The sequence below is a fragment of the Nocardioides sp. genome, assembly GCF_029937575.1.
Lineage (GTDB): Bacteria > Actinomycetota > Actinomycetes > Propionibacteriales > Nocardioidaceae > Nocardioides.
The window spans coordinates 15,584-38,225 of record NZ_JAPYPS010000019.1 but is presented as its reverse complement, the minus strand read 5'-3'; the positions used below and the strand labels follow the sequence as shown (position 1 = coordinate 38,225).

Genomic DNA, 22,642 nt, shown 5'->3' with positions numbered 1-22,642 from the left:
CAGACGCCCCTTCCTGGCCTGGCTCGGCCATGGTCTCAGTAGCGGACGTGGACGGTCTTGGTCTCGGTGTAGCTCAGCATCTCCTCGAAGCACTCCTCGCGCCCGATACCGGAGTTCTTGTAGCCCCCGAAGCCCGTCCCCAGGAAGTGCCTCGAGACGCCGTTGACCCACACGTAGCCCGCGCGGACCTCGCGGGAGGCACGGTTGGCCTTGCGCAGGTCGTTGGTCCAGATGGACGCAGTCAGCCCGTACTCGACGTCGTTGGCCAGCGCCAACGCCTCGTCGAAGTCACCGCTGTAGCGAACCACCGACATCACCGGCCCGAAGATCTCCTCGCGGAAGATGCGCATGTCGGGCGTCACGTCCGCGAAGACTGTCGGGCGCAGCCAGAAGCCCTTCTCGAACTCGGCGCCGTCGGGTCGCACGCCGCCTGACACGAGGCGCGCGCCGTCGTCCTTGCCCGCCTGGATGTAGTGCAGCGCCTTCTCCAGCTGGCCTCGGTTGTTCATCGGCCCCGCACCGGTCTCCTCCAGGGACGGGTCGCCCAGGGCGATCGCGTCGGCCTTGGCCACGATGCGCTCGAGGACCTCGTCGTAGATGGCGTCGGGCAGCAGGATGCGGCTCATCGAACCGCACGACTGACCCATCCAGCCGAAGTTCATCCCACCGATCGCGTTGCTGGCGACCGTCTCCGGATCTGCGTCGTCGAAGACGATCATCGGGTTCTTGCCGCCGAGCTCGAGGCTCAGGTGCTTGACACCGACCTCGGCCGCAGCCCGCTGGATGGCCATCCCGGTCGGGACGGAGCCGATGAAGGAGATGCGCTTGACCTGGGGGTGCTGGACCAGCGGGAGCCCCGCCCCCAGCCCGTCACCGGTCACGATGTTGACGACTCCCGGCGGCAGGGTCTCGGCGACAATCTCGCCCAGCAGCGCCGAGGAGAGAGGCGACTGCTCCGAGGGCTTGATCACGACCGCGTTGCCGGCCATCAGCGGCGCGCCGAACTTCGCCGCGAAGAGGATGGGGTGGTTGAACGGGACGATCCGCCCCACCACGCCGTACGGCTGGTGCTCCGAGTAGTGCAGGAACTCACCGCTCGCGGGCACGGTCTCACCCTTGAGCTCGGTGCCGAGGCCGGCGAAGTACTCGATGCCCCGCACGGCGTTGGAGATGTCGTGGCGCAGCTTCGCGATCGTGTTGCCCGTGTCGCGGACCTCGACGGCGAGCAGCCGCTCGCCCTCCTCGGAGAGCCTCGCGGCGTACCGCTTGAGGATCTTGGCGCGCTCGATGACCGACAGCGCTGCCCAGTCCTTCTGCGCGTCCTGCGCCGCGTCCACGGCGATCGCCACGTCCTCGGGTCCCGCGGCCGGCACCCGACCGATGACCTGCTCGGTGGCGGGGTCGATGGACTCCAGCCAGTTGCCGGTCGTGCTCTCGACGAGCTTTCCGTTGATCAGCATGCGCCCGTCGATGTAGGCCGGGTTCTCGATCATCGGCGCGTCCTCTTTCTGTTGCGGCGGCCCCCTGGGCCGCGGCTGCGTTCGTGTTGACGGCGGGCTCCCGCCCGCGTGCCGGCCGTGGGGCGGGTCTCCCGCCCCACGACCGTTGGCTCGGCTCCCGAGATGGTGCGGTCAGGAGATCAGCCCTCGAACTCCGGGAAGTCCATGAAGATCTTCTTGTAGTCGTCCGTGATCGGCTGGCCCGTTGCCCGCATGAAGCTCACGAGCTTGTCGGCTGCCTCGGGGTCGACCTCCGGCTGCTGGGCGATGGAACCCCCCGCACGCTGGCTGGCGACACCGGCCAGGACGGCTTCCTTCGGAGAACCGTCGAAGTGGTTCTCGTACATCCACTCGTCGACGGTCTCCGAGTCGTTGTAGACGAGCGACTGAGCCTCTGCCAGTGCCTCCCGGAAGTCGTCGACGAGCTCCCTGTTGTTCTCGTAGAACTCCGGCGTGACGGCGACGACCGAGGTGAGCGTGTTCTGCAGCTCGGGGACCTCGCCAGCAGTGACGTCGAGGAAGACCTTGGCGTAACCCTCGGCCTCGGCCACCTGCGGCAACGGCGATCCCATGCTGCCGGCGACGACCTTCTGCTCCTGCAGGGCAGCGAGCGTGCCCGAGCTCGAGCCCAGGGAGTTGGCGTTGAAGTCGTCTTGCGACAGCCCGGCCAGCTCGAACATGTAGCGCGCCATGTAGACCGAGGATCCCTCTGGGCTGGAGACGCCCCACGGCTTGTCCTTGAGGAACTCGATCTTCTCCTGGAAGGTCGAGTCGTCGTCAAGTCCACTCTTCTCGTAGGCCTCCGTCTCGATGAGGACCGACTCGGGGAACCCGTTGCCGACCTGGGCGATGACGTAGAACGCCTGGTCCTGCTCAAGGGCGGCCAGCGGGTTGACCGCCGAGGTGATCGCCATGTCGACGCTGCCGCCCATGGACGCGGCGAGCCCTCGCGCACCGTCGATCTCCACGAACTCGGTCTCGATGTCGTACTTGTCGAAGATGCCGGCGCCCGCTCCGTAGAGGAAGGCGGAGTTCATCGTCGACACGAACGGTGCCGCGACCCGGATGACCCGGTTGCCTTCCTCGTTGGCCTCGATCGTGTCGCCGTTGCCTCCGCAAGCGGCCAGGAGCCCGGACGCCAGCGTGAGAGCGCCGACGGTGGCAAGCGTTCGGCGGAACCGACGGCTGCCTCGTGCGATGGGGATGTTCATTACTTTCGTTCTCCTTCACCTTGCCACAGCGCTACCTTGCGCTGCAGAGCGGTCAATAGGCTGTCGATCAGCATGGCGGTGAACGTGATGGTCAGGACCGCCACGAGCACGCCCGCTGTGTCGAACCGGTGGCCCGAGTCGAGTGCCAGGTGGCCGAGACCCTGGTTGGACGCGACGAACTCACCGACGACTGCACCGATCAGCGCGATGGGAAAGGCGACGCGCAGGCTGGTGAGCAGCCACGTGGTCGCCGAGGGGAAGTACAAGCCGGCGATGATCTGTCGCTGGTTGGCCCCCATGAGCCGGAACTGGTCGAGCAGGTTGCGGTCGATGGCACGGGTGGCGTTCCAGACGTTGTAGAAGATCACCCACATGCAGGAGAAGGCCGAGATCACGACCTTCATCTGCAGGTCGACGCCGAACCAGACCACGATCAGCGGGGCGAGCATGATCTTGGGCGTCGAGTAGAGCATCGCGGCGAAGGGCCGAATGGTGCGGGCGACCGACTCGAAGATGCCGAACGCCAGGCCGAGAGAGCTGCCGATCACGGCCCCGATCGCGAAGCCCATCAGACACGCTCGCATCGTGTAACTGAGGTCGCTCAGCAGCTGTCCGCCCTCCATGAAGTCCCCGAACCGCTCGAAGACGAGCTGGGGGCTGGAGACGATGAAGACCGGGAAGACGCGACCGCTGCAGAACTGCCAGAGGCCGAGCATCGCCACGACGATGACGGCGCGGATGCCCCAGAGCATGAGCATGTCGAGCGCCCAGGCAGAGCGTTGGCTGCGCTGCTTCTTCACCGGGCGTCTCTTCGGCGGCGCTCCACGATCGGTCCGGGTCGGCGCAACTGCGTGGGTGGTCATCAGGCTCCTCTGCTTTCCTGGGCTGCCGCCCGTAGTGCCTCGGCGTCGCGACGGACGAACGAGTCGTTGTCGAGTGCCTTGCCGTCGTCGCTGAGATGGCCGGCGATCACCTTCCAGAGCCGGGCCTCGTGCTCGGCGTACGCCGGCGACTGTCGCAGCTCCACAGGGGACACTCCGCGTGGGAGATCGTCGAGGTGGTCGACCTGGTCGATCGTCCCGGGCGCCCCAGCCATGGCGACGACGCTGTCGCCGAGGGTCAGCGCCTCGTTGAGATCGTGAGTTACGAAGATCGTGGTGAGGTCGGTCCCCTGGATACGCGACTTCAAGAACTCCTGCATCCGAACCCGCAGCACGGCGTCCAGGGCTCCGAACGGCTCATCCATCAGCAGGAGCGTCGGCTGGGTCACCAGGGTCCGCCCGAGCTGGACCCGCTGCCGCATGCCGCCGGACAGCTCGCGCGGGTAGCGGTCGAGCCAGTCGCCGAGCCCGACGCTAGCTGCCATGTCGGCGGCGCGGGACTTCCGCTCGGCCCTCGGCACTCCCCTGAGCTTCAGTGGCAGGGCGATGTTGCCCAGCACCGTCTTCCACGGCAGCAACGTCTCCTTCTGGGTGACATAGCCCACGTCGGGGTGCAGCTTCTTCCACTCCTGCCCGAGGTACAAGAACTCGCCGTCGGAGACCTTCATCAGCCCCGAGCACACGTGGAGCAGCGTGGACTTGCCGCATCCACTAGGGCCCACGACGCAGACGAACTCACCGCGGCCGACGCTGAGGTCCACGTCGATCACCGCAGGCCTGGTGACCTGCCTTCCGGGATAGGTCACCTCGGCGTGCTTGAACTCCACGACGGGGGTCCGCGTCACGTCTCCTGTGCCCTGGGGCGAAGCGCCGCTCATCTGCGTTTTTCCTCCTCAGCCTCCCGATCGGGACGGCGTCGTACGGGGATCGGATGTTGCTCCCCCGAGTGGTCTCTCGTGACAGCATCGCGCTCGTTGCTGTGACTGCGATCACCCGGTCAATGTGTATACAGATTACTGACGTCGCTACGCGAGTCAAGACCTATCGGCAGATTGGCCACAAACTTCTTGGCGGGCTAGTCGTCACGCACGCCGGCGGCAATGCAGTCCGCGAGGTCGATCTGGCGTGAGGTGAGCCCGTCCGCGTGCGACTGTCGAGCGACCATCTCGAGCATGTCGACATTGGCCACACGCCCGTAGGGGAACGGGTCGGGTCCGAACATGTCCCGCTGGGCGTCCATGTCGTCGTTGCCGCCACGGAAGACGCCGGCGGCGGTCGGATCGCGGCGATACGCGACCCGCTTCGCGCGTTCGAATGCATCCAGCAGCGCTTCAGCCACCCACGGGTGGCGCTCCACGACTCGCCGCTGGACGAGCACGACGTGGTTGACCGGGAGGAAGCCGACGGCCGCCTGGAAGTCGCCGAAGAACGCCCTCCCCCGATCGGGAAAGAGTCGGTGCACCCGGCCGCTGGCAGTGTCGAGGGGCACGTCGAGCGATCCGAAGGCCGCGTGGACCCGCCCTTCCTGCAACAGCCGGTCGAGCTCTGTCGGGTTGGACCACGTCAGGCTGACACCCGCAGGGGGCTCGTCGGCGAACCCCAGCTGTCGTGTGTGGCTGTGCTCCCCCTCGCGACCTAGGTACCACTCGATGTCGCGGGACCGGATTCCCCAGAGCGTCTCGAGCTGGGCACGCATCCAGAGCCCGGCCGTCATGGTGTAGTCGGGCAGCCCGAACCGCTTGCCTGCGAGGTCGGCGCCCCCGTCGATCTCGGCGTCACGGTGCACCCACGTGTTGATGCCGAGGGTCGCCTTGCTGGCGAAGACCGGGATCATCACCCAGTCCCACAGGTCCAGCGGCCGGTCCCGGGTCACCAGGTAGTTGGAGATCGAGAACTCGAAGACGTCGAAGTCACTGTGGCGCAAGTGGTGCTCGTGGAGGTCGCCCGCATCACCCGTCTCCCAGTCCAGGTCGATCCCACTGGGGCTGACTGTCACGTCGAGCAACGGCAGCACCCGTGGGTTGGGCATGAAACTGGCACGCAGGCGCAAAGCCATCTCGGAGTCCTTCTCGTCAGGTGATGATGGCTTACTGTATACAGTTGATCGGCCACCCGCCTGGCAACCGGCGACGTTAGTCCGGGGCGGCATCCCCCGCAGCCGACGGCACCTCGAAGGCCAGCGTCGCGATCGGGTTGTCGAAGGCGCTCGTGCGCAGGGACACCTGCACGCGCCACTCACCGGACGAGGGCAGGACGACCTCGGCGGTGTGCGAGCCGACGACTCCCGGGTTGAGAGGGACCGTCCCGAGATCGACCTCGTCGTTGAAGAGCCGCACGCTCGGCGGCACCATGAACTCGGCCGGCGCACCCGCCGAGTCCGTGAGCTCGATGGTCACGGTGTTGGGGCCCACGGCCAGGGGCGCGAGCGTGGCCAGCACCTTGACGTCGTCGAGCATCGCCGAGCGCGGCTCCTGTCCAGGACGAGGACCGGCGCTCAACGCCTCGTCCGGCTCCGGGCTCCGGTCGACCAGGACGCCGGTCAGGGCCAGGACGACCAGCAGCACCACCGCCTCGGCACGCACCGACCCGACGATCATCGACGCGGCCGTGCGGCGACCCTTCCGCTTGCTCGCGTCCGTCAGGAGTGGCAGCAGCCGGTAGCGGTTCCAGGCGGCGAGGAGCACCGCCACGCCGACGACGCTCACCTTGACGAGAAGCAGACGGCCGTAGCCCGTCTCGAGGATCGCCCCCCAGGACCCGAGGATCCGCCACGTCAGCACCGAGCCGGCCACGACCAGCAGCGCGAGGGTGCCGGCGGCCCAGGTCGAGAAGCGGACCAGCACGTCGCCGGCTACCGCTCCCCGCTCGGCCAGGTCGCGCAGCGCCAGCGCGAGACCCACCAGGCCGCCCAGCCACAGCGCCCCCGTCACGAGGTGGAGAGCGTCGGTGCCGACGACGAGCCACTCGGGGCTCACCGCTCGGGTGTGACCGGTCAGGGCCGGAGCGATCGTGGCGAGCAGCGCCGCCCCCAGCGCCGCCGCGGCCCGTCGCCCGACCACCGCGTGGTCACCGAGGAGCCCGACCGCCGCGCCGAGCCCACCCGCCACGACGACAGCGACGGCGTACACCTCGACGGGCAGGACGCGCCAGGTGTCGAGGCTCCCGAGGGCTCCGAGGTCGGTGCCGAGCTGGTAGGTGGCCGTGAGCGGGAGGGCGACCCCCCACGAGAGAGCAGCGAGCCCCGCCGAGGCTCTGGCGAGCCGCACGACGCGACGCAGCACCGGTGCGCTCAGCTGGTGCGGGCCCAGGAAGAGCACGAGGAAGGCCACGAGCCCTGCGGCCAGCAGGAGTCCGACGTACCCGGCGGCACGCGCGACGCTGAGGGCCGCCGGCGCGTCCGTGGCCCCACCGACGTCGGGGGGCACCAGAGCGGCGCCCGCGCTCGGAGCACCGACCGAGAAGCTGAGCGACCCGCTGACCGGGTGACCGTCCTCGGAGATGACCCGCCACACCACGACGAGCGTCCCGTCGGCGACCGGCTCGGCGAGCGTGACGACGAGGTCGGAGCCGCTGCTGGTCGCCGTGGAGGCGACCACCTGCCCCGTGGAGTCGAAGACCTGCGTGCCGTCGGGCACCGCGGCGACGGACTCGGTGTAGCTGAACCGGATCGCTTCCGGAGCGGCGGCAAGGACCTCACCCTGCTGGGGATCGGTCCCGATCAGGGTGGCGTGCGCGCCGGCAGGCCCCGCGGGCCCGAGCACCAGGCCGACGACGAGGAGCGCCAGCGTGACGAGCGACCGGGCGAACGACGACCGCGAGGTCGAGCGCCGCGGAGGTCGGCTCACACGCGGCGGCGTTGGAGCACGAGGGCCGCGCCGCCGAGCAGCACACCGATGAGTCCGGCGACGAGCCCGAGGACCGGGACCACGTTGCCGGACCTGGTCTCCGGGGCCACGCTCGAGGCCCGCTGGACGTCGTCGGAGGAGGCAGCCACGCCTTCGGCTGCCCCGTTCTCCTCGCCGTGATGCCCCCCACCGGTCGCCTCGGTGAGCACGAAGGCCGGTGCGGGCAGCTCGAGCTCGTCCTCCGCCTGCCCCTCCTGCGGCACCTGGATCCAGGCCGACTCGCCCTGCTCGCACGTCTGGATCGTGGGGAAGACCAAGGCCTCCCCCACGCTCTCGGGCAGCTGGACCGACAGCTCGAAGGCGTCCCGGAAGCCGTCGGGCAGCGGGGTCCTCGCCGTGTAGGTGACCGTGGTGACCCGCTCGGTGATCTCGTTGCCGTGACTGTCGGTGAGGGGCGGGTCGAGCTGCTGGGACTCCTTCTCCACCGTCCACAGGGCGTTGCGGGTGGGGGTCACGGCCGTGATCTCCTCGGGCATCTGGATCGTCACCGACGTGGTCGGCGAGCCGTCGCACCCGTGCGGCACGCTGAGCTCGAGGACGGCGTACGCTCCGGCCGCGGTCGTGGACGGGGTGATCGACACGTGGGCCTGCGCCGGCGCGGAGGCGACCAGGACCGCCGCGGCAGCGGCCGTGACCACCGCACCGAGCCGGGTTGCACGGGGAGCTGGTCGCTGCATCGTGAGGTCCTCTTCTCGCCGCACACCGCGGCGCTCCGGCCCGCGCGGGGTTCGCGGAGGCGAACTCGGTCCGACGACGTGACCTCGACCACACTGAACCAGCCAGCCGAACCTCTGTCAAGAATGTGAACAGATTCCTTGAGCCTGACCCCCCAGTGGGCGTAGCATCGCCGCAAGTTCACATCACCGAACCAAGGTCGTCTTTCTGAACCTTCAGGGACGCCGTCACGAAGGGAAATCCCATGCCCAACATCACCGTCGAGCTGCTGCGTGGCCGGACCGTGGAGCAACGTCGCGACTTCGCCCAGGCCGTGGCCGACCAGGCCGTGGAGATCCTCGGCGCCCGCCGCCAGGACGTCCGGATGGTCTTCAGCGAGATCACCCCCGACATCGTGGCCAACGGCGGCGTGCTGGCCAGCGAGGACGACAGCCGGGCCGGCGTCGTCGCCGCCCTCGCCGACTGACCCGACCGGGCCCCGGCGTACCTCCAAGAGCCGGCAGCCGACCAGAGATGGTCGGCTGCCGGCTCTTGTGCGTCTGCCTGCGGATCGATCCCGCCGGACGCACCAGAGCGGGCCCGGGGGGCTGACTCCCCCGGACCCGCTCAGCTATGGGTGGTCGCGGTGCTACCGCCTCTTGACGCGGATCACCACCGTGGACGACGTCCGCTCCACGAGGTCGCTACCGAGGTAGACGACCTTGACCTTCAGCTTCTTCGTGCGCTTCACACGCGGCAGCTTGACGGTGAGCAACTTGCCGTCCTTGACCGTGCGGGTGATCGTCTTGCCCGGCCGCACCTTGATCTTGACCTGTCCCGTCGCCGGGACCTGGTGTGCTGCGGACACCTTCACCTTCACCTTGGCACGCTTGCCCTGCTTGATCTTCTTGGGCGCCTTGACCTTCAGGCGGGGGGCCACCTTGTCCACCTGCAGGGTGAGGGTGCTCGACGACGCGGCGTGCACGTCGTCACCGCCGTACCGCACCTCGAGCGGGTAGGACCCGGGCACGAGCACCTTGCCGGGCACCGCGATGGTGGCCTCGCCCTCCGCGAGGTCCGCCGAGCCGAGCTCGGTGTCCCCGTCCATCAAGAGCACCGATCCGGTTGCGGCCACCGGTGAGATCGTCACCGTCACCGCGCCCGGACGTCCGTAGACGATCTCGTCGGCCGTGGCCGTCAGCGAGGTCTCGACCAACGGCGACTCGTCGTCCTCCTCGACCGTGACCGTCACCGTGGCGGGTGCGGACTCGCCCGACCCGTCGGTGGCGCGGTAGGTGAAGGTGTCGGCGCCGGCGAAGTCGGCCTCCGGCGTGTAGGTGAACGAGCCGTCCGCCTCGAGCGCGACGGTGCCGTTGGTGGGCTGGGTCAGACCGACCGCGGTGAGGGGGTCGCCCTCGGCGTCGGTGTCGTTGCCCAGGACGCCGGGGGCCGGCACCGTGAGGGGGTCGCCCTCGTCGGTGCTGTAGGCGTCGTCGACCGCCACCGGTACGGCGTTCACGGGCGGGCCCTCGAACAGCTCGCCGACCTGCTCCTCGGTCAGCTCGTAGTCGAACATCCGGAACTCGTCGACCAGGCCGTCGTAGCGCGGGTCGGGCCAGCTGGTGCCGCCGATGAAGTTGGCCGTCGTGGTCCCGTCCACGCCGACGTCCCCGATGCCGAGGCTGAAGTCGTCCCGGGTGCCCACCAGCTCGCCGTCGAAGTACAGCTTCCCGGTCGAGCCACTCATCGTGAAGACCACGTGGGTCCACGCGTTGAGGGGGGTGTCATTGCCTCCACCGAGGGTGAGCCGCTCCTGCGCCGGGTTGCCCGGTGCCTTGAACGTGGCCGCGAACCCGGTGGGGCCGTCGGCCTGCGTGGAGGACTGCAGCAGGAAGAACGTGTCCGTGCTGCTGCCGATCTGGACCAACGGCACCCAGTTGGGCAGGGCGTCGGGTCGGGTCCAGATCGAGACGGTGAACTCCTCGTCCATGTCCTCGGCGATGTTGTCCGGGAGCCGGACGTGGTTGCCGGTGCCGGCTCCGCCACCGGGAAGCGAGACACCAGCCGCGAACTGGCCGTCCTGGGTCCACGTCGTGTCACCCATCAGGGTCGCGTCGCCCACGGAGGGGTCCCCGCCCGTGTTGGCTGCCGTCGTGCCCGCGCCCTCGTCGAAGGCGTAGTGGATCGGCACACCCTCTCCCGGCGGGGGCCGCTCGACGGTGTGCGTCACCGAGGCGACCGAGTCCCGCCAGCCCTCGTCGGCGCTGTAGCGGACCTCGATCTCGTGGTCGCCGCGACCGAGCGTGAGCTCCGGGAACGTCGCCGCTCCACTGGCCAGCTCGACCGGGACACCGACACGTGCCGCGTCGACCCACAGCTCGACCGAGCCGTCGGCGGACTGCTCGGTCTCGTCCTGCACCGATGTCGAGACCGTCAACGGAGCCGCGAACGGCGACGGCGAGACGGGTGTCACTGACACCGACGTCGTCGTGCGCAGCGCCGAGCCGTCGGCGTGCAGCCGCGACACGTCGTCCCCGGTGAGGGCCGAGGTGTAGACGCGCACGTCGTCCATCAGTCCGTCGTAGGACGGGTCCGGGAACCCGTTGCGGCCCAGCCAGTTGTTGCTGGTCGGCCCGACGTCGCTCATCGTGATCGTCAGGTCGTCACGGGAGGCGATCGGCTCGCCGTTCAGGTAGAGCGTGCCGACTGCTCCCTCACGGGTGAAGGCGACGTGGTTCCACTCCTCGGCGACCACGTCCTGGGTCGGCGTGGCGTAGACGCGCTCCTGGTCCGGGCTGCCCTTCTGCTTGAAGGTCGCCGCCAGACCGGTGTTGCCGTCGGCCTGGGTCTGCATCTGGATCTGGAAGAAGCTTCCGTCGCCACCGAGACCGTCCCCGATGTGGAAGAGACCGATCCAGTTCCCCTTGGTGTCGGGTCGGACCCAGAACGCGGTGGAGAAGTCGTCCTCGCCCTGCAGGAGGTTGTCCGGCAGGTCGGCTGCGTTGGCGTTCGTGCCACCCACCAGGTCCAGCGCTCCCCCGAAGACGCCGTTCTCGGACCAGGTGGTGTCGCCGGTGAGCACTGCGGCGCCGGCGGTCCCCTGGGTGCCGCTGTTGGCGGCCGCGGACCCCTCACCCTCCTCGAACTCGTAGTGGACCGGGACGTCGCCCAGGCCCGGGTCGACGCCGATGACGACGAGGTCGTCGACCACCAGCCCGGCCCCGGAGCCGGGAGCGGCGAGGCGCAGCGTCTCCGAGCGGCTGTCGGCGGTGAACGTCTCGATGAGCGTGTCGAACGTCGTTCCGCTGCCGGCCTGCGAGGGGGTGTCGGTCCCCGCGGTGACGGTGGTGTCCAGCGAGCCGACACTCAGCTGAGCGGCGGCCGGACCGACCCCCGTCGCGTCGCGGCTGTCCCGGGCGAAGCGCAGGGACACCCGGTACTCGCGGCCCGGGTCCAGACCGTCGAGCGTGCGCTCGAGCGAGCCCGTGTCACCCAGTGCCAGGTGGTAGCCGGCGGAGCCGAGACCACCGTTGGCACCGTTGGCGGCGCGCACGAGCTGCACGCCGTCGTCGACGGCCCACGGGGCCATCCGTCCGTTGCCGGCGTCGACGTCGACGACGGCCGGCGGGTTCGCCGAGCGCCACTCGGTCGGGATCCGCGGGTACTCGAACTGGTCGACCAGCTCGGGCGAGCGCGCGTCCATCTCGACCTCGGGGCTGATGTTCATCATCGAGGCGACCGACGGGGTGCCGTCCTCGTCGAAGACGAACAGCATGTAGGCGCCCGGAGGCGCGTAGGTCCCGTCCACGGGGGAGGTGATGCTCACGGTGTCCGACCCGTCGGCCTGGGTGAAGTCCAGGTCCTGGAAGTTCTGGTCGTTGTTGAAGCCGTGCGTCACCGATCCGTTGCGGACCAGGGTCACGCGGGACACGTCGGTGCCGGTCGCGATCTCGAAGGTGCCGTCGTAGCCGATCTCCAGCGGTGCGTCGGTGATCTCCGGACGCACGGCCGGCTCGTCGCCGTCGAACAGGTAGGCCGGCGAGTAGTACTCGACGTCGGTGTAGCTGCGCGGGCCGGGAGTGCCGCCGCCGCCCATCATCACGCGACCGTCGGGCAGCAGGAGCGCCGTCGAGTGGTAGAGGCGGGCGTGCTCGTAGGGAGCCTCCACCTCGGACCACTCACCGGTGTCCGGGTTCCAGATCTCGGCGTTGGTGACGTAGCCGTCGTTGCCGTTGTTGACCCGCGACCCCCCGGTGACCAGGACGTCCCCGTCGGGCAGGACCGTCGAGGTGGGCCAGTGCCGCTCGTAGGTCATCGGCTCGGTCGGCTCGACGATCGGCGACGCCGTCCCGTCGGGTCCGGTGATGTCGACGGTGAACCCGGCGCTCGCGCCGTCCGGCCCTCCGCCGTTGCCCCACCAGCCGCCGCCGACCTGCAGGATCTTGCCCGGTCGGTACATCGTGGCCGTGGACGTGGCGCCCACCGGGTTGCCCAGGTCGCCCTGGTTGGCCGAGGCGGCCGGCACCTTGCCGCGCAGGATCATCTCGCCGTCCCCGCTGGGGTCCAGCTCGAACATCTGCGTGCCGCTGATGTTGAAGACGTTGCCGTTGCCGGGCGCGACGAACGCGCGCGGATACCACCAGCGGTTCTCGTCCTGGCCCTCGTGGTCGGCCCCGCCGTCGCCGTACGCGACCGCGCTGGTGGCGCCGTCGAGCAGACGCCAGCCGTTGCCCTCGTCGGGGGCGTAGAGCTCAGGCGTCTTCACACCCGGTCCGCCCGGTCCGCCGCGCAGGCTGCCGCCTTGGACGACGATGTCGCCACTGGGCAGCGTGGTCCCGGTCGGGTACCAGCGCGGGTAGTTCATCGGAGCCTCGTCGTGCAGGCCCTTGCTGGTCGAGTAGCTCGTGACGCCGATGGCGGCGTCGTTGGGCGCGTTGGCACCGAGGCCGTCGTCACCGCCGACCGTCATCGTCACCTGGCTGCGGGGATTCTGCACCTGCATGGAGCAGAACAGGTCCGTGTACGTCGTGTTCGGCACCAGGCCGTGCGTGACGTTCGCGAGCGTGCGGGGCACCTCGGGGTTCCACACGTCGATCTCGAACTGGCCACCCTGCGAGACGCAGCTGTTGCCCGTGAAGTCGTACGGCGTGTCGTCGGTGCAGCCGGTCGAGACGCTGCCGAAGGACTGCACCTTGCCGTCCGCGGTCAACGACATGTTGATCGGGACCAGCGGCCACGGCGTGACGCCGCTCCAGGCCCCGGTGTCGCCCTTGGCGGGCGGCGAGCAGTCGGCCGGCAGCAGACCGGCGGCGTAGGCGAGACCGTTGCGCATCTGGGTGCGGATGACGGGCTCGGAGTAGGCGGTGCCCTCGTGACCCATCCCGGAGTACCAGGACCGACCTGCGTCGATCTCCTGGCACCAGGTGATCGGGTGCGAGGTCCCCTGCCGCCCCATGCCGTACGACGACTCGTCGGCCGACAGCAGCGTGCGCACGGTCGGCGCCGGGTTGACCAGCCAGTCGTACCACTCGTCGCTGCGGGTGAACTCGTCCGGGAGTCCCTGGGTCAGCGGGTGGTCCACCGCGGTGACCTCGACCCGGCCCGGGCGGACCGCCGGGTTCTCCGGGTGGCCCTCCGAGGAGGCGCCGACCAGCTGGGCGTAGAACGGGTTGACGTCGTGCTCGCTCTGGCCCACCGACCAGCCGGCGTAGTGGAGCCCGAAGTAGCCTCCGCCGCCGCGGATGTAGTCCTCCAGGGCCGTGCGCTGGGCGTCGTTGAACAGCACCCCGCCGGTCTGGGCGAAGACCACGGCGTCGCGGGTCGCGAGATTCTCGGCCGTGAAGGCGATCGGGTCGTCGGTCTCCTGGATCTCGACCTCCTGCCCGTACTCGTCGGCCAGCTCGCCGGCTAGGTCGCGCACGGCTTCGCGCGCCTGCACGTTGGAGGCGTGGAAGTTGGGCTTGTAGAAGAGCAGGACCCGCAGGGTCCCGTCCTCTGCGGCTGCGGCCGGCGACGCGAGCGCGATCACCGGAAGCGCGACGGCGGCTACCGCCACCGCGACGAGGGGGATCAGCAGACGCCGGAGGCGGTCACTCACCCGCCTCCTGATGGACCTGCGAAGCACGTTCATGAGGCTCCTTTGGTACTCGATTCTTGGTGGTGAAACTTTCGATACTTCTGACCCGATGTGAACTGGATCGGGACGTGCCTGACCGTCGCCGCGACCAGGAAGGTCGGCGATCCGGTGTGACGGGGGTTGGTGACGGGGTTGGTGACGGGGGGTGGTGACGGGGGTTGGTGCCTGGAGTGGGTGGTGAGGGTGGATCAGATCATCTGGTGACCGGTGGGCCGGACGTCCCGACCCACCGGAGCTCTGTCAGCGTCGGACGTGGGCGCTGCTGCCCGTGGCCAAGGCGTGGACCTCCTGCCCGGTGGCCATCGAGGTGTCGCCCGGAGTGGTCATGGCGAGGGCGCCGTGGGCGGCACCCAGCTCGACGCAGGTCTGCAGGTCCTCACCCTCCAGCAGTCCGTGGACGAGGCCGGAGACGAAGCCGTCGCCCCCGCCGACGCGGTCGAGGATGTCGAGGTGGTCGCGCGCCACCGAGGCGAGCACGCCGCTCTCGCGCGACCAGGCGACGCCCTGCCAGTCGTTGTCGCCGGCGTCGTGCACGGTGCGCAGGGTGGTGGCGACGACCGAGAGCCAGGGCATCTTCTGCGTCAGGGTGTCGACCATCGCGGTGAAGCCGTCGACCGGCGAGCGTCGCAGCGGCTCGTCGGCCCGCCCATCGAGAGGCCCGGCGAGAGGCCCGGCGTCGAAGCCCAGCGACGCGTCGAGGTCCTGCTCGTTGCCGATCAGCACGTCCACGTGCTCGGCGAGCCGGGTGTTGACGTCGCGGGCGTACGCACTGCCGCCGATGCCCTCCCACAGGCTGGGCCGGTAGTTGCAGTCGAAGGACACGACGGTGCCGTGCCGGCGTGCGCACGCCATCGCCTCCGCCGCCACGTCCGCGGTGGTGGCGGAGAGCCCGGCGAAGATGCCGCCGGTGTGCAGCCACCGCACGCCGCGTCGACCGAAGAGGTCGTCCCAGTCGATCATCCCCGGGGACAGCTTGCTGACCGCGGTGCCGGCCCGGTCGGAGACGCCCAGTGCGCCGCGGACCCCGAAGCCGCGCTCGGTGAAGTTCAGGCCGTTGCGGCCGGTCCGGCCGATGCCGTCGAAGCCCTGCCACCTGATCAGCGAGGTGTCCACACCGCCCTGCCGGATGAGGTTCTCGACCAGGCGACCGATCTCGTTGTCCACCAGGGCGGTGGCCACGCCGGCGCGCTGGTCGAAGACCGTGCTGAGCCCTCGGGCGACGTTGTACTCCCCGCCGCCCTCCCAGGGCTGGAAGCTCCGAGCGGTCCTGATGCGGCCCTCGCCCGGGTCGAGCCGCAGCATCACCTCGCCCAGCGCGACGACGTCGAGATCGCACTCCCCCGCGGGCCGGATCGTGATCATGCGCTGGCTCCGGCCAGGTCGCCTCGGGGGGCCGCGACCGTGGACGCGACGACCTCGGCGCAGAGGTCGGCGACCTCGCCCCACCTCCGGTCCCGGAGCAGGTCGGCGGCAACCATCCAGCTGCCGCCGACGGCGGCGACCGCCGGGTGAGCCAGGTAGCTCGGCGCCAGGGCAGCGGTGATCCCTCCGGTCGGCAGGAAGCGGACCTGCGGGAAGGCGGCGGCCAGCGCCGCGAGGGTCCGCAGACCCCCGCACGCCTCCGCCGGGAAGAGCTTGACAGTGCTCAGCCCGAGGTCGAGCGCCGCGATGACCTCCGTGGCCGTGCTCACGCCGGGCACGACCGGGACGTCGCGGTCCTGGCACCGCCGTACGACGCTCGCGCTGACGCCCGGGGAGACCACGAAGCGTGCGCCGGCGTCCACGGCCACGTCGACCTGCTCGGCCGAGACGACAGTCCCCGCCCCCACCAGGACGTCACCCCTCGCCGCCAGCGCCTCGAGGACCGCCGAGGCACCGGGACTGCGCAGCGTGACCTCGGCGACCGGCAGGCCGCCGGTCACCAGGGCGCGGCCCAGCCCGTCGGCGCCCTCGACCTCGTCGAGGACGACGACGGGCACGACCCGGTGGGAGCCGAGCAGGTCAGCGAACGTCATCGCAGCTCGGCGATGACGGTCTTCAGCTCGGTGTAGTCGTCCAGGCCGAACGACCCGAGCTCGCGGCCCCAGCCGGACTGCTTGAAGCCACCGCGCGGCAGCGTCACGTCGTCCGCGTGCCAGGTGTTGAGCCAGACCGTGCCGGCGCGCAGGCGCGCGCCCACGCGGTGCGCCGTACCGAGGTCACGCGACCACACGCCCGCGGCCAGGCCGTAGACGGTGTTGTTGGCGGCCTGGACGACCTCGTCCTCGGTGTCGAAGGGGATCGCGGTGACGACCGGTCCGAAGATCTCGTCGGTCTGCACCGCCATGTCCTCGGTGACCGACGTGATCAGCGTGGGCTGCACGAAGTAGCCGCGCTCCAGCGGAGCATCGGCACTGCCGGCGGCCAGGACCGCACCGGCCTCGACCGCGCCGCGGATGTAGCCGAGCACCTTCTCGTGCTGCTCCTGCGAGACCATCGGGCCCATGTGGGCGCCCTCGGCGAACCCGTCGCCCACGGTGATCGCCCGGGCCGCCGCAGCGACGCCCTCGACGACCTGGTCGAAGACCTCGCGCTGCACGTAGAGACGCGAGCCGTTGACGCAGCACTGGCCCTCGTTGAAGTACCCACCGAGGACGGCGCCCGCGATGGCGGCATCGATGTCGGCGTCGGCGAAGATGATGTTGGGCGCCTTGCCACCGAGCTCGAGCGAGACCTTCTTGAGGTTGCTCGACGCGGCGGCCGCGATCTTCTTGCCGACGTCGGTGCTGCCGGTGAAGGCGACCTTGTCGACACCGGGGTGGTCGACGAGTGCGGCGCCGGTGTCGCCGAAGCCGGGCACGACGTTGACCACGCCGGCGGGCACGCCGGCCTCGAGGAGCAGCTCACCGAGCCGCAGCGCCGTCAGGGGCGTCTGCTCGGCGGGCTTGAGGATCACTGTGTTGCCGGCGGTGATGGCCGGCACGATCTTGAAGCACGCCATGAGCAGCGGGAAGTTCCACGGCACGATGCCCGCGACGACCCCGATCGGCTCGCGACGGGTGTAGGCGTGGAAGGAGCGGTCGGGCACCGACATCGGGATCGTGGTGCCCTCCATCTTCGTCGCCCAGCCGGCGAAGTAGCGGAAGAGCTCGGCAGCGGTGGCCACGTCGCCGTCGCGCGCGGCCTCGACCCGCTTGCCGTTGTCGAGGGCCTCGAGCTGGGCGAGCTCGTCGGCGTGGGCGTCGATGAGGTCGCCGATGCGCCACAGCAGGTGGGATCGGTCGCGCGGCGTCATCTTCGACCAGGGCGACGGGGCCTCGAAGGCGTTGCGCGCCGCGACGACGGCACGGTCCACGTCCACGTCGGAGGCGTGGGCGACCTCGACCAGCACCTCCTCGGTCGAGGGGTTCACGGTGGAGAACGTCCTGCCGTCCTTGGCGTCCACCCACTCGCCGTCGATCAACAGCTTCTTGGGCGAGGACAGGAACGAGCGGACTGCGGGCAGGAGCTGAGAGGTGTCGTTCGACATGGTGCCTTCCTGGGTGACGGTGGTCCGGTGGGACCGTTGGTACGACGTGTGGTCGAGGTGGTCGGGAGTGCTGTCAGGCTGTGCGGTCTGGGTGGGCTGGACGGGCTGCGCTGGGCGGGCTGGGGCTACTTGATGATCAGCACCTTGGAGCGGTCGAGGGTCAGCGCCACGGCGACGACGATGATCGCGCCGTAGAGGATCTGCTCGTAGGCCGACGGGACGCCGACGATCGGCAGCCCGACCCGCAGGAGGGTGACGACGAGGGCCCCGGCCAGGGAGCGCCAGAGGCTGCCGTGGCCGCCGGTGATCGCCGTACCGCCGACGACGATCGCCGCCACCGCCGGCAGCAGGAGGTTGTCGGCCATCGTGGGACTGCCGCTGTAGTTGCGCGACACGAGCATCACCGCGGCCAGTCCGGCGCAGGCGCCGGAGACGCAGAAGGCACCGATCTTGACCCGGTCCACCGGGATGCCCGCGAGCCGCGCGGCCGCCTCGGAGTAGCCGGTCGCCTTGATCCAGCTGTCCAGCGGCGTCGCCTTGATCACCAGGGCCAGCGCGCCGACGACCGCGACGGCGACGACGACCGAGGTCGGGACGTAGCCGCCGATGTAGAGGTTCAGCCAGCGGATCGGGCTGTCGTCGACGACTGGCACCGTGCCGGCGTCCGAGACCACGAGCGCCACCGAGGCGAAGATGCTCATCCCACCGAGGGTCACGATGAACGAGGGGATCCGCAGGTACACGTGGGCGGCTCCCTGCACGGCTCCGATCAACGCGGCCACCACGATCACCGCGAACGTCGTCAGGCCGCCGAGGTCCGGCAGCCACAGGGCCAGGAAGACCGTGGACAGCGAGGCCATCGCCGCGATCGACAGGTCGATGCCCCCGCAGAGCACGACGAGGGTCGCCCCGCCGGCGAGCACAGCCAGCGGTGCGGCCGTGTTGATCGCCGCGGTGAGGCTGGAGCGGGTCAGGAAGTCGGGGTCGGCCACGGTCAGGGCGCCGATGATCGCCACCAGGGCGATCACCGGCATGAAGGAGGTGAGCCGGTCCCCGGCCGAGGGACGTCGGTGGACGGCCTCGTCGGCGGTGGGCGTCGCTTGGACGGACGTACTCATACCATCTCCTTGACCAGGTCCAACGGCGTCGGCTTGCTCCCGGCGGGACACCCCACCTCGGCCGTGATCCGGCCGTCGTTCATCACCACGATCCGGTCCGCCATCCCGATCGCCTCCTCGAGGCTGTCGGCCAGCAGCACCGTCGCGACGCCGCTGTTGGCGAGCTCGCGCATCAGCCGGTAGACCTCGGAGCGCGCTCCGATGTCCAGGCCACGGGTCGGGTGGTCGAGCAGCAGCAGGCGGATGTCGCCGCCCACGAGCCACCGGGCGAGCACCACCTTCTGCTGGTTGCCTCCCGAGAGTCGCTGGATCGCGGTCCCGCGGTGGGGCGTGCGGATCGAGAGCCGCTTGATCCAGCTGTCGACCAGAGAGGCCTGCTTGGTCGGTACGACGAGCGGCCCGCGGCAGCGCACCCCCTGCTTGGTCAGGGTCATGTTGTCGGCGACCGACATCGGGCCGACCATGCCCTCGGTCTTGCGCTCGGCCGGCACGTAGCCGACCCCGGCGGCGCACGCCGAGCGGGTGCCGGACAGGTCGAGCGGCTTCCCGTCGAGCTCCACCGACCCCGCAGCGGTCTCCGCGGCGCCGAACAGCGCGCGGCACAGGTCCTCGCGACCCGAGCCGTGCACGCCGACGACGGCGACGATCTCGCCCTCGCCCACGTCCAGGTCGACGTCGCGGAAGGTGGCGCTGGTCAGGCCTCGCACGGAGAGCCGGGGAGCGGCCTCCTCGTCGGAGCCGTGGGTTCGCTCGGCCACGTTGTCGTGGTAGTGGTCCTCCGAGCCCGTGGAGCCGATCATCATCCGGTGCAACTCGGCCGGGACCGCTCCAGCGGTCGTGACCTCGCCGGCGGACTGGCCTCCGCGCAGGACGCTGACCCGGTCGCAGACGTCGAGGACCTCGTCGAGACGGTGGGACACGAAGACGACCGAGGCGAACTCGCGCAGCCGTCGTACCTGCTCGAAGAGGGTCTCGATCTCACTCGGCTCGAGCACCGAGGTCGGCTCGTCGAGGATGATGACGGGCGCGAACTTCGAGCGCTCCTCGATGCGCAGCACCTTGGCGATCTCGACCATCTGTCGCTCCGCGAAGGAGAGCGAGTCGGTGCGGGCCAGGGGGTCGATGCTCGAGCCGATCTTGTCGAGCTGCTCCTGGGCCATCCGCCGCATCGCATCCCAGCGGTAGATCCCGCCGCGCACGCCGACCCCCTCGCTGCCGAGGACGATGTTCTCGGCGGCGGTGAGGTTGGGCACCAGCGACTGCTCCTGGAAGACCATCCCGATGCCGTGGTGGGCGGCGTCGACGACGCTGCGCAGCCGGACCTGCTCGCCGCGGACGTAGATCTCGCCGGCGTCCGGGCGCACGAGTCCGACCAGGGCCTTGAGCAGCGTCGACTTGCCGGCGCCGTTCTCGCCGGCCAGTCCGAGCACCTCGTGCTGGTGCACGACCAGGTCGACGCCGTCGAGGGCCTTGACCCCGGGGTAGTGCTTGACCAGGCCGCGCACCTCCAGCGCCGGCACCGGAGCGCTCCTGCTCAGGTCCAGCTCCAGCTCTGCATCGATGCTCACTTGACCACCTGGTTCCTGTGTCGCAGCGGGACGACTGCCGCGGCGACCGCGGCGACGACGATGAGGCCCTGCACGCCGCCCTGCCAGTAGGGGCTGACGCCGACCTGCACGAGGCCGTTGGTGAGCACGACGATGAGCAGCACACCGACGGTGGTGTGCAGCACGCCGCCCCGGCCCCCGGTGAGCAGGGTGCCGCCGACGACGGCGGCGGTGATGGCCAGGAAGTCGTAACCCTTGCCGGCCTGCACCAGTCCCGCGCCGAGCTGGCTGGTGACCATCACCCCGCCGAGTCCGTAGAAGGCCCCGGCCAGGGTGAAGACGGCCACCTTGTACGGCGCCACCTTCACGCCCGACAGGGCGAGGACCTCCTCGGCACCGCCGATCGCGTAGGCGTAGCGCCCGAGCCGGGTGTAGCGCTGGATCAGCCAACCGACCAGCACGCAGCCGGCCGCGATCCAGGTCAGGTAGGTGAAGCCGAGGAGCCGCTCGACGGCCCAGCTCTCCAGGCCTGCGTCGGAGATGTTGGGCTGCACGCCGGCGAACATCAGCGTGGCCAGACCCAGACCGATGGCGGAGACGCCCAGGGTGGTCATGAACGACGGCACCTTGAGCAGCACGAGCAGCACACCGCTGAGGGCTCCGAGCGATGCTGCGAGCAGCACCGCCAGCACGATCCCGATGAGCCCGAGGTCGTTGTCGTTGCGGTTGTTCTCGACCAGAAGGGCCACGGCGAGCGCGGAGGTGGCCATCACCCCGGCGGCCGAGAGGTCGATCGACCCCATCATCAGCACGAACGTGATCCCACACGCCACGACGGCCAGGACGGCCGCCGCGTCGAGGATGTTCTGGATGTTGCCGACCGTGCGGAACTGCGAGCTGAGCGCGGCGAAGACCGTGAAGATCGCGATCAGCGCGACCGGCGGACCGGCTTCGCGCAGGGACACCCCCCGCCGAGGCCGAGGGGGCGCCGTGACGACTTCTCGGGAGTCCTCGGCGGGGGATGTCATCGTCACGACAGCGGACCTGCCACACGGTTGAAGACGTTGTCGCACTCGAAGTCGGCGGCGTCGGTCTCCGGGGTGAGGTACTCACCCACGTTGTCGTCGGTGATCAGGAACTGCTCGGCGAAGAACGCGCGGTCCTCGTCGGAGACGTCGTCCACCGCCAGGTCGCCGGTGGCGACGCAGTAGCCGATGGCCAGGCCGATCCCGCCCTGCCACGGGCCGTCGCTCGACACCGTCGCGGTCATCTCCCCGCCCTCGATCGCGGTGAGTGCGTCGGGGACGGCGTCGATGCCGACGACCGCGACCTCGCCGGCCCGACCGGCCTGCTGGAGGGCCTCGAGGGCCCCCAGCGCCATGTCGTCGTTGGCCGCCCAGATCCCGAGGACGTCGTCACCGTGCTTGGTGAGCAGCGTCTTGGTCACCTCCAGCGCCTCGGCGCGGGAGAAGTTGGCCGCCTGCTGGTCGAGCAGCGTGACGTCGGGGTTCTCGGCCAGCGTCGCCTCCAGGCCCGCGAAGCGGTCCTTGGCGGCGGCGGTGTCCAGGACGCCCTGCAGCGCGATGATGCCGCCGGAGCCGCCGATCGCCTCCACGAGCGCGTCGCCGATCTGCTGACCGGACTCGACACCGTTGTACGTGATGTGGCTGATCCAGCGCTCATAGTCGGTCGGGTCGAGGTCGGCCGGCTTGTTCCACTGCGTGACGAGGTAGGCGCCGGCCTGGTCGGCACCCTTGACGATCGGGGTGGTGTCGGAGTCACCGTTGGGCAGGACGTTCATCACCAGGCAGGACGTGTCGCCGGCGAGGAGCTGACGGACCTGCTCCTGCTGCTTGGTGGAGTCACCGTCGTAGGTCAGGCGGTTCTGCTCGAGGCCGACCGACGCGGCGAAGGCGTCGCCGCCGTCGAGCCACGAGGCCTCGTACGGGTTGGACTCGTTGCGCACCTGCCCGACGAGCTGGACGTCCTCGGGTGCGCACGAGCCGGAGTCGCCGGCGGCGTCGCTGCCACCCGCGGCTTCCTCGCTGCAGCCGGTCAGGGCGATCGCGGCCAGCGAGAGGCTGAGCAGGGCGATGGCGGGGCGTGACTTCAGGGTCATCGTTGATCCTCGTTCTCTTCGTGCCAGGAAATCCGGCGGGGTTGGATCCGAGAGGGGTACGGCG

The 22,642-nt window shown here is 70.0% G+C and carries 16 protein-coding genes; 1 reads left to right on the top strand and 15 read right to left on the bottom strand.

Features of this window, described 5'->3' with window-relative positions:
* Positions 1 to 35 precede the first annotated feature (35 nt).
* The 7 genes from Q1K33_RS09005 to Q1K33_RS08975 form a co-directional block, all read right to left on the bottom strand.
* The gene (locus Q1K33_RS09005) at positions 36 to 1,493 is read right to left on the bottom strand and encodes an aldehyde dehydrogenase family protein (protein ID WP_300403010.1); all 1,458 of its coding nucleotides are present in this window, start codon (positions 1,491 to 1,493) and stop codon (positions 36 to 38) included.
* A gap of 146 nt (positions 1,494 to 1,639) precedes the next feature.
* Positions 1,640 to 2,710 (bottom strand): ABC transporter substrate-binding protein, encoded by a 1,071-nt coding sequence (locus Q1K33_RS09000; protein ID WP_300403007.1) that lies wholly within the window; start codon positions 2,708 to 2,710, stop codon positions 1,640 to 1,642.
* Positions 2,710 to 3,510 carry an ABC transporter permease gene (locus tag Q1K33_RS08995; protein WP_300403004.1) on the bottom strand — a complete coding sequence of 267 codons (801 nt, stop codon included), beginning with the start codon at positions 3,508 to 3,510 and terminating at the stop codon, positions 2,710 to 2,712. Before Q1K33_RS08995 ends, Q1K33_RS09000 begins: the two co-directional genes overlap by 1 nt.
* Positions 3,511 to 3,572: 62 nt before the next feature.
* Positions 3,573 to 4,469 carry an ABC transporter ATP-binding protein gene (locus Q1K33_RS08990; protein ID WP_300403001.1) on the bottom strand — a complete coding sequence of 299 codons (897 nt, stop codon included), beginning with the start codon at positions 4,467 to 4,469 and terminating at the stop codon, positions 3,573 to 3,575.
* A gap of 197 nt (positions 4,470 to 4,666) precedes the next feature.
* The gene (locus tag Q1K33_RS08985; protein WP_300402998.1) at positions 4,667 to 5,647 is read right to left on the bottom strand and encodes a hypothetical protein; all 981 of its coding nucleotides are present in this window, start codon (positions 5,645 to 5,647) and stop codon (positions 4,667 to 4,669) included.
* A 76-nt stretch (positions 5,648 to 5,723) separates the two neighbouring features.
* Positions 5,724 to 7,436, bottom strand: a complete 1,713-nt coding sequence (locus Q1K33_RS08980; protein ID WP_300402995.1) for a copper resistance protein CopC — start codon at positions 7,434 to 7,436, stop codon at positions 5,724 to 5,726.
* The gene (locus Q1K33_RS08975; protein WP_300402992.1) at positions 7,433 to 8,173 is read right to left on the bottom strand and encodes a YcnI family protein; all 741 of its coding nucleotides are present in this window, start codon (positions 8,171 to 8,173) and stop codon (positions 7,433 to 7,435) included. The genes Q1K33_RS08980 and Q1K33_RS08975 overlap by 4 nt, the downstream gene beginning before the upstream one ends.
* Positions 8,174 to 8,415: 242 nt before the next feature.
* Here Q1K33_RS08975 and Q1K33_RS08970 point away from each other — a divergent pair, with 242 nt between their 5' ends.
* Positions 8,416 to 8,637, top strand: a complete 222-nt coding sequence (locus tag Q1K33_RS08970) for a tautomerase family protein (protein ID WP_300402989.1) — start codon at positions 8,416 to 8,418, stop codon at positions 8,635 to 8,637.
* A 162-nt stretch (positions 8,638 to 8,799) separates the two neighbouring features.
* Here the strand turns inward: Q1K33_RS08970 and Q1K33_RS08965 are convergent, their stop codons facing one another.
* From Q1K33_RS08965 to Q1K33_RS08930, 8 genes are all read right to left on the bottom strand, one after another.
* Positions 8,800 to 14,247: a LamG-like jellyroll fold domain-containing protein gene (locus tag Q1K33_RS08965; RefSeq protein ID WP_300402986.1), complete on the bottom strand. Its 5,448-nt coding sequence runs from the start codon at positions 14,245 to 14,247 to the stop codon at positions 8,800 to 8,802.
* A 279-nt stretch (positions 14,248 to 14,526) separates the two neighbouring features.
* Positions 14,527 to 15,648 (bottom strand): sugar kinase, encoded by a 1,122-nt coding sequence (locus Q1K33_RS08960; RefSeq protein WP_300402983.1) that lies wholly within the window; start codon positions 15,646 to 15,648, stop codon positions 14,527 to 14,529.
* The gene (gene eda, locus Q1K33_RS08955) at positions 15,645 to 16,301 is read right to left on the bottom strand and encodes a bifunctional 4-hydroxy-2-oxoglutarate aldolase/2-dehydro-3-deoxy-phosphogluconate aldolase (protein WP_300402981.1); all 657 of its coding nucleotides are present in this window, start codon (positions 16,299 to 16,301) and stop codon (positions 15,645 to 15,647) included. The genes Q1K33_RS08960 and eda overlap by 4 nt, the downstream gene beginning before the upstream one ends.
* Positions 16,298 to 17,794, bottom strand: a complete 1,497-nt coding sequence (locus Q1K33_RS08950) for an aldehyde dehydrogenase family protein (RefSeq protein WP_300402978.1) — start codon at positions 17,792 to 17,794, stop codon at positions 16,298 to 16,300. Before Q1K33_RS08950 ends, eda begins: the two co-directional genes overlap by 4 nt.
* A 125-nt stretch (positions 17,795 to 17,919) precedes the next feature.
* The gene (locus tag Q1K33_RS08945) at positions 17,920 to 18,912 is read right to left on the bottom strand and encodes an ABC transporter permease (RefSeq protein ID WP_300402974.1); all 993 of its coding nucleotides are present in this window, start codon (positions 18,910 to 18,912) and stop codon (positions 17,920 to 17,922) included.
* Entirely contained in the window at positions 18,909 to 20,480 is a 1,572-nt protein-coding gene (locus Q1K33_RS08940) for a sugar ABC transporter ATP-binding protein (RefSeq protein ID WP_300402971.1), read from the bottom strand. The genes Q1K33_RS08945 and Q1K33_RS08940 overlap by 4 nt, the downstream gene beginning before the upstream one ends.
* A complete protein-coding gene (locus Q1K33_RS08935; RefSeq protein ID WP_300403075.1) occupies positions 20,477 to 21,487 on the bottom strand; it encodes an ABC transporter permease in 1,011 nt (336 codons plus the stop codon). Before Q1K33_RS08935 ends, Q1K33_RS08940 begins: the two co-directional genes overlap by 4 nt.
* A gap of 2 nt (positions 21,488 to 21,489) precedes the next feature.
* Complete coding sequence (locus Q1K33_RS08930; RefSeq protein WP_300402969.1) at positions 21,490 to 22,578, bottom strand: sugar ABC transporter substrate-binding protein; 1,089 nt, start codon at positions 22,576 to 22,578, stop codon at positions 21,490 to 21,492.
* Between the last annotated feature and the right edge of the window lie 64 nt (positions 22,579 to 22,642).

Coding starts and splice junctions, on each gene's coding strand:
- Q1K33_RS08930 (WP_300402969.1), bottom strand. CDS start 22,578: ATGACCCTGAAGTCACGCCCCGCCATCGCCCTGCTCAGCCTCTCGCTG.
- Q1K33_RS08970 (WP_300402989.1), top strand. CDS start 8,416: ATGCCCAACATCACCGTCGAGCTGCTGCGTGGCCGGACCGTGGAGCAA.
- Q1K33_RS08950 (WP_300402978.1), bottom strand. CDS start 17,794: ATGTCGAACGACACCTCTCAGCTCCTGCCCGCAGTCCGCTCGTTCCTG.
- Q1K33_RS08935 (WP_300403075.1), bottom strand. CDS start 21,487: ATGACATCCCCCGCCGAGGACTCCCGAGAAGTCGTCACGGCGCCCCCT.
- Q1K33_RS08960 (WP_300402983.1), bottom strand. CDS start 15,648: ATGATCACGATCCGGCCCGCGGGGGAGTGCGATCTCGACGTCGTCGCG.
- Q1K33_RS08945 (WP_300402974.1), bottom strand. CDS start 18,912: ATGAGTACGTCCGTCCAAGCGACGCCCACCGCCGACGAGGCCGTCCAC.
- Q1K33_RS08975 (WP_300402992.1), bottom strand. CDS start 8,173: ATGCAGCGACCAGCTCCCCGTGCAACCCGGCTCGGTGCGGTGGTCACG.
- Q1K33_RS08985 (WP_300402998.1), bottom strand. CDS start 5,647: ATGGCTTTGCGCCTGCGTGCCAGTTTCATGCCCAACCCACGGGTGCTG.
- Q1K33_RS09005 (WP_300403010.1), bottom strand. CDS start 1,493: ATGATCGAGAACCCGGCCTACATCGACGGGCGCATGCTGATCAACGGA.
- Q1K33_RS09000 (WP_300403007.1), bottom strand. CDS start 2,710: ATGAACATCCCCATCGCACGAGGCAGCCGTCGGTTCCGCCGAACGCTT.
- Q1K33_RS08990 (WP_300403001.1), bottom strand. CDS start 4,469: ATGAGCGGCGCTTCGCCCCAGGGCACAGGAGACGTGACGCGGACCCCC.
- eda (WP_300402981.1), bottom strand. CDS start 16,301: ATGACGTTCGCTGACCTGCTCGGCTCCCACCGGGTCGTGCCCGTCGTC.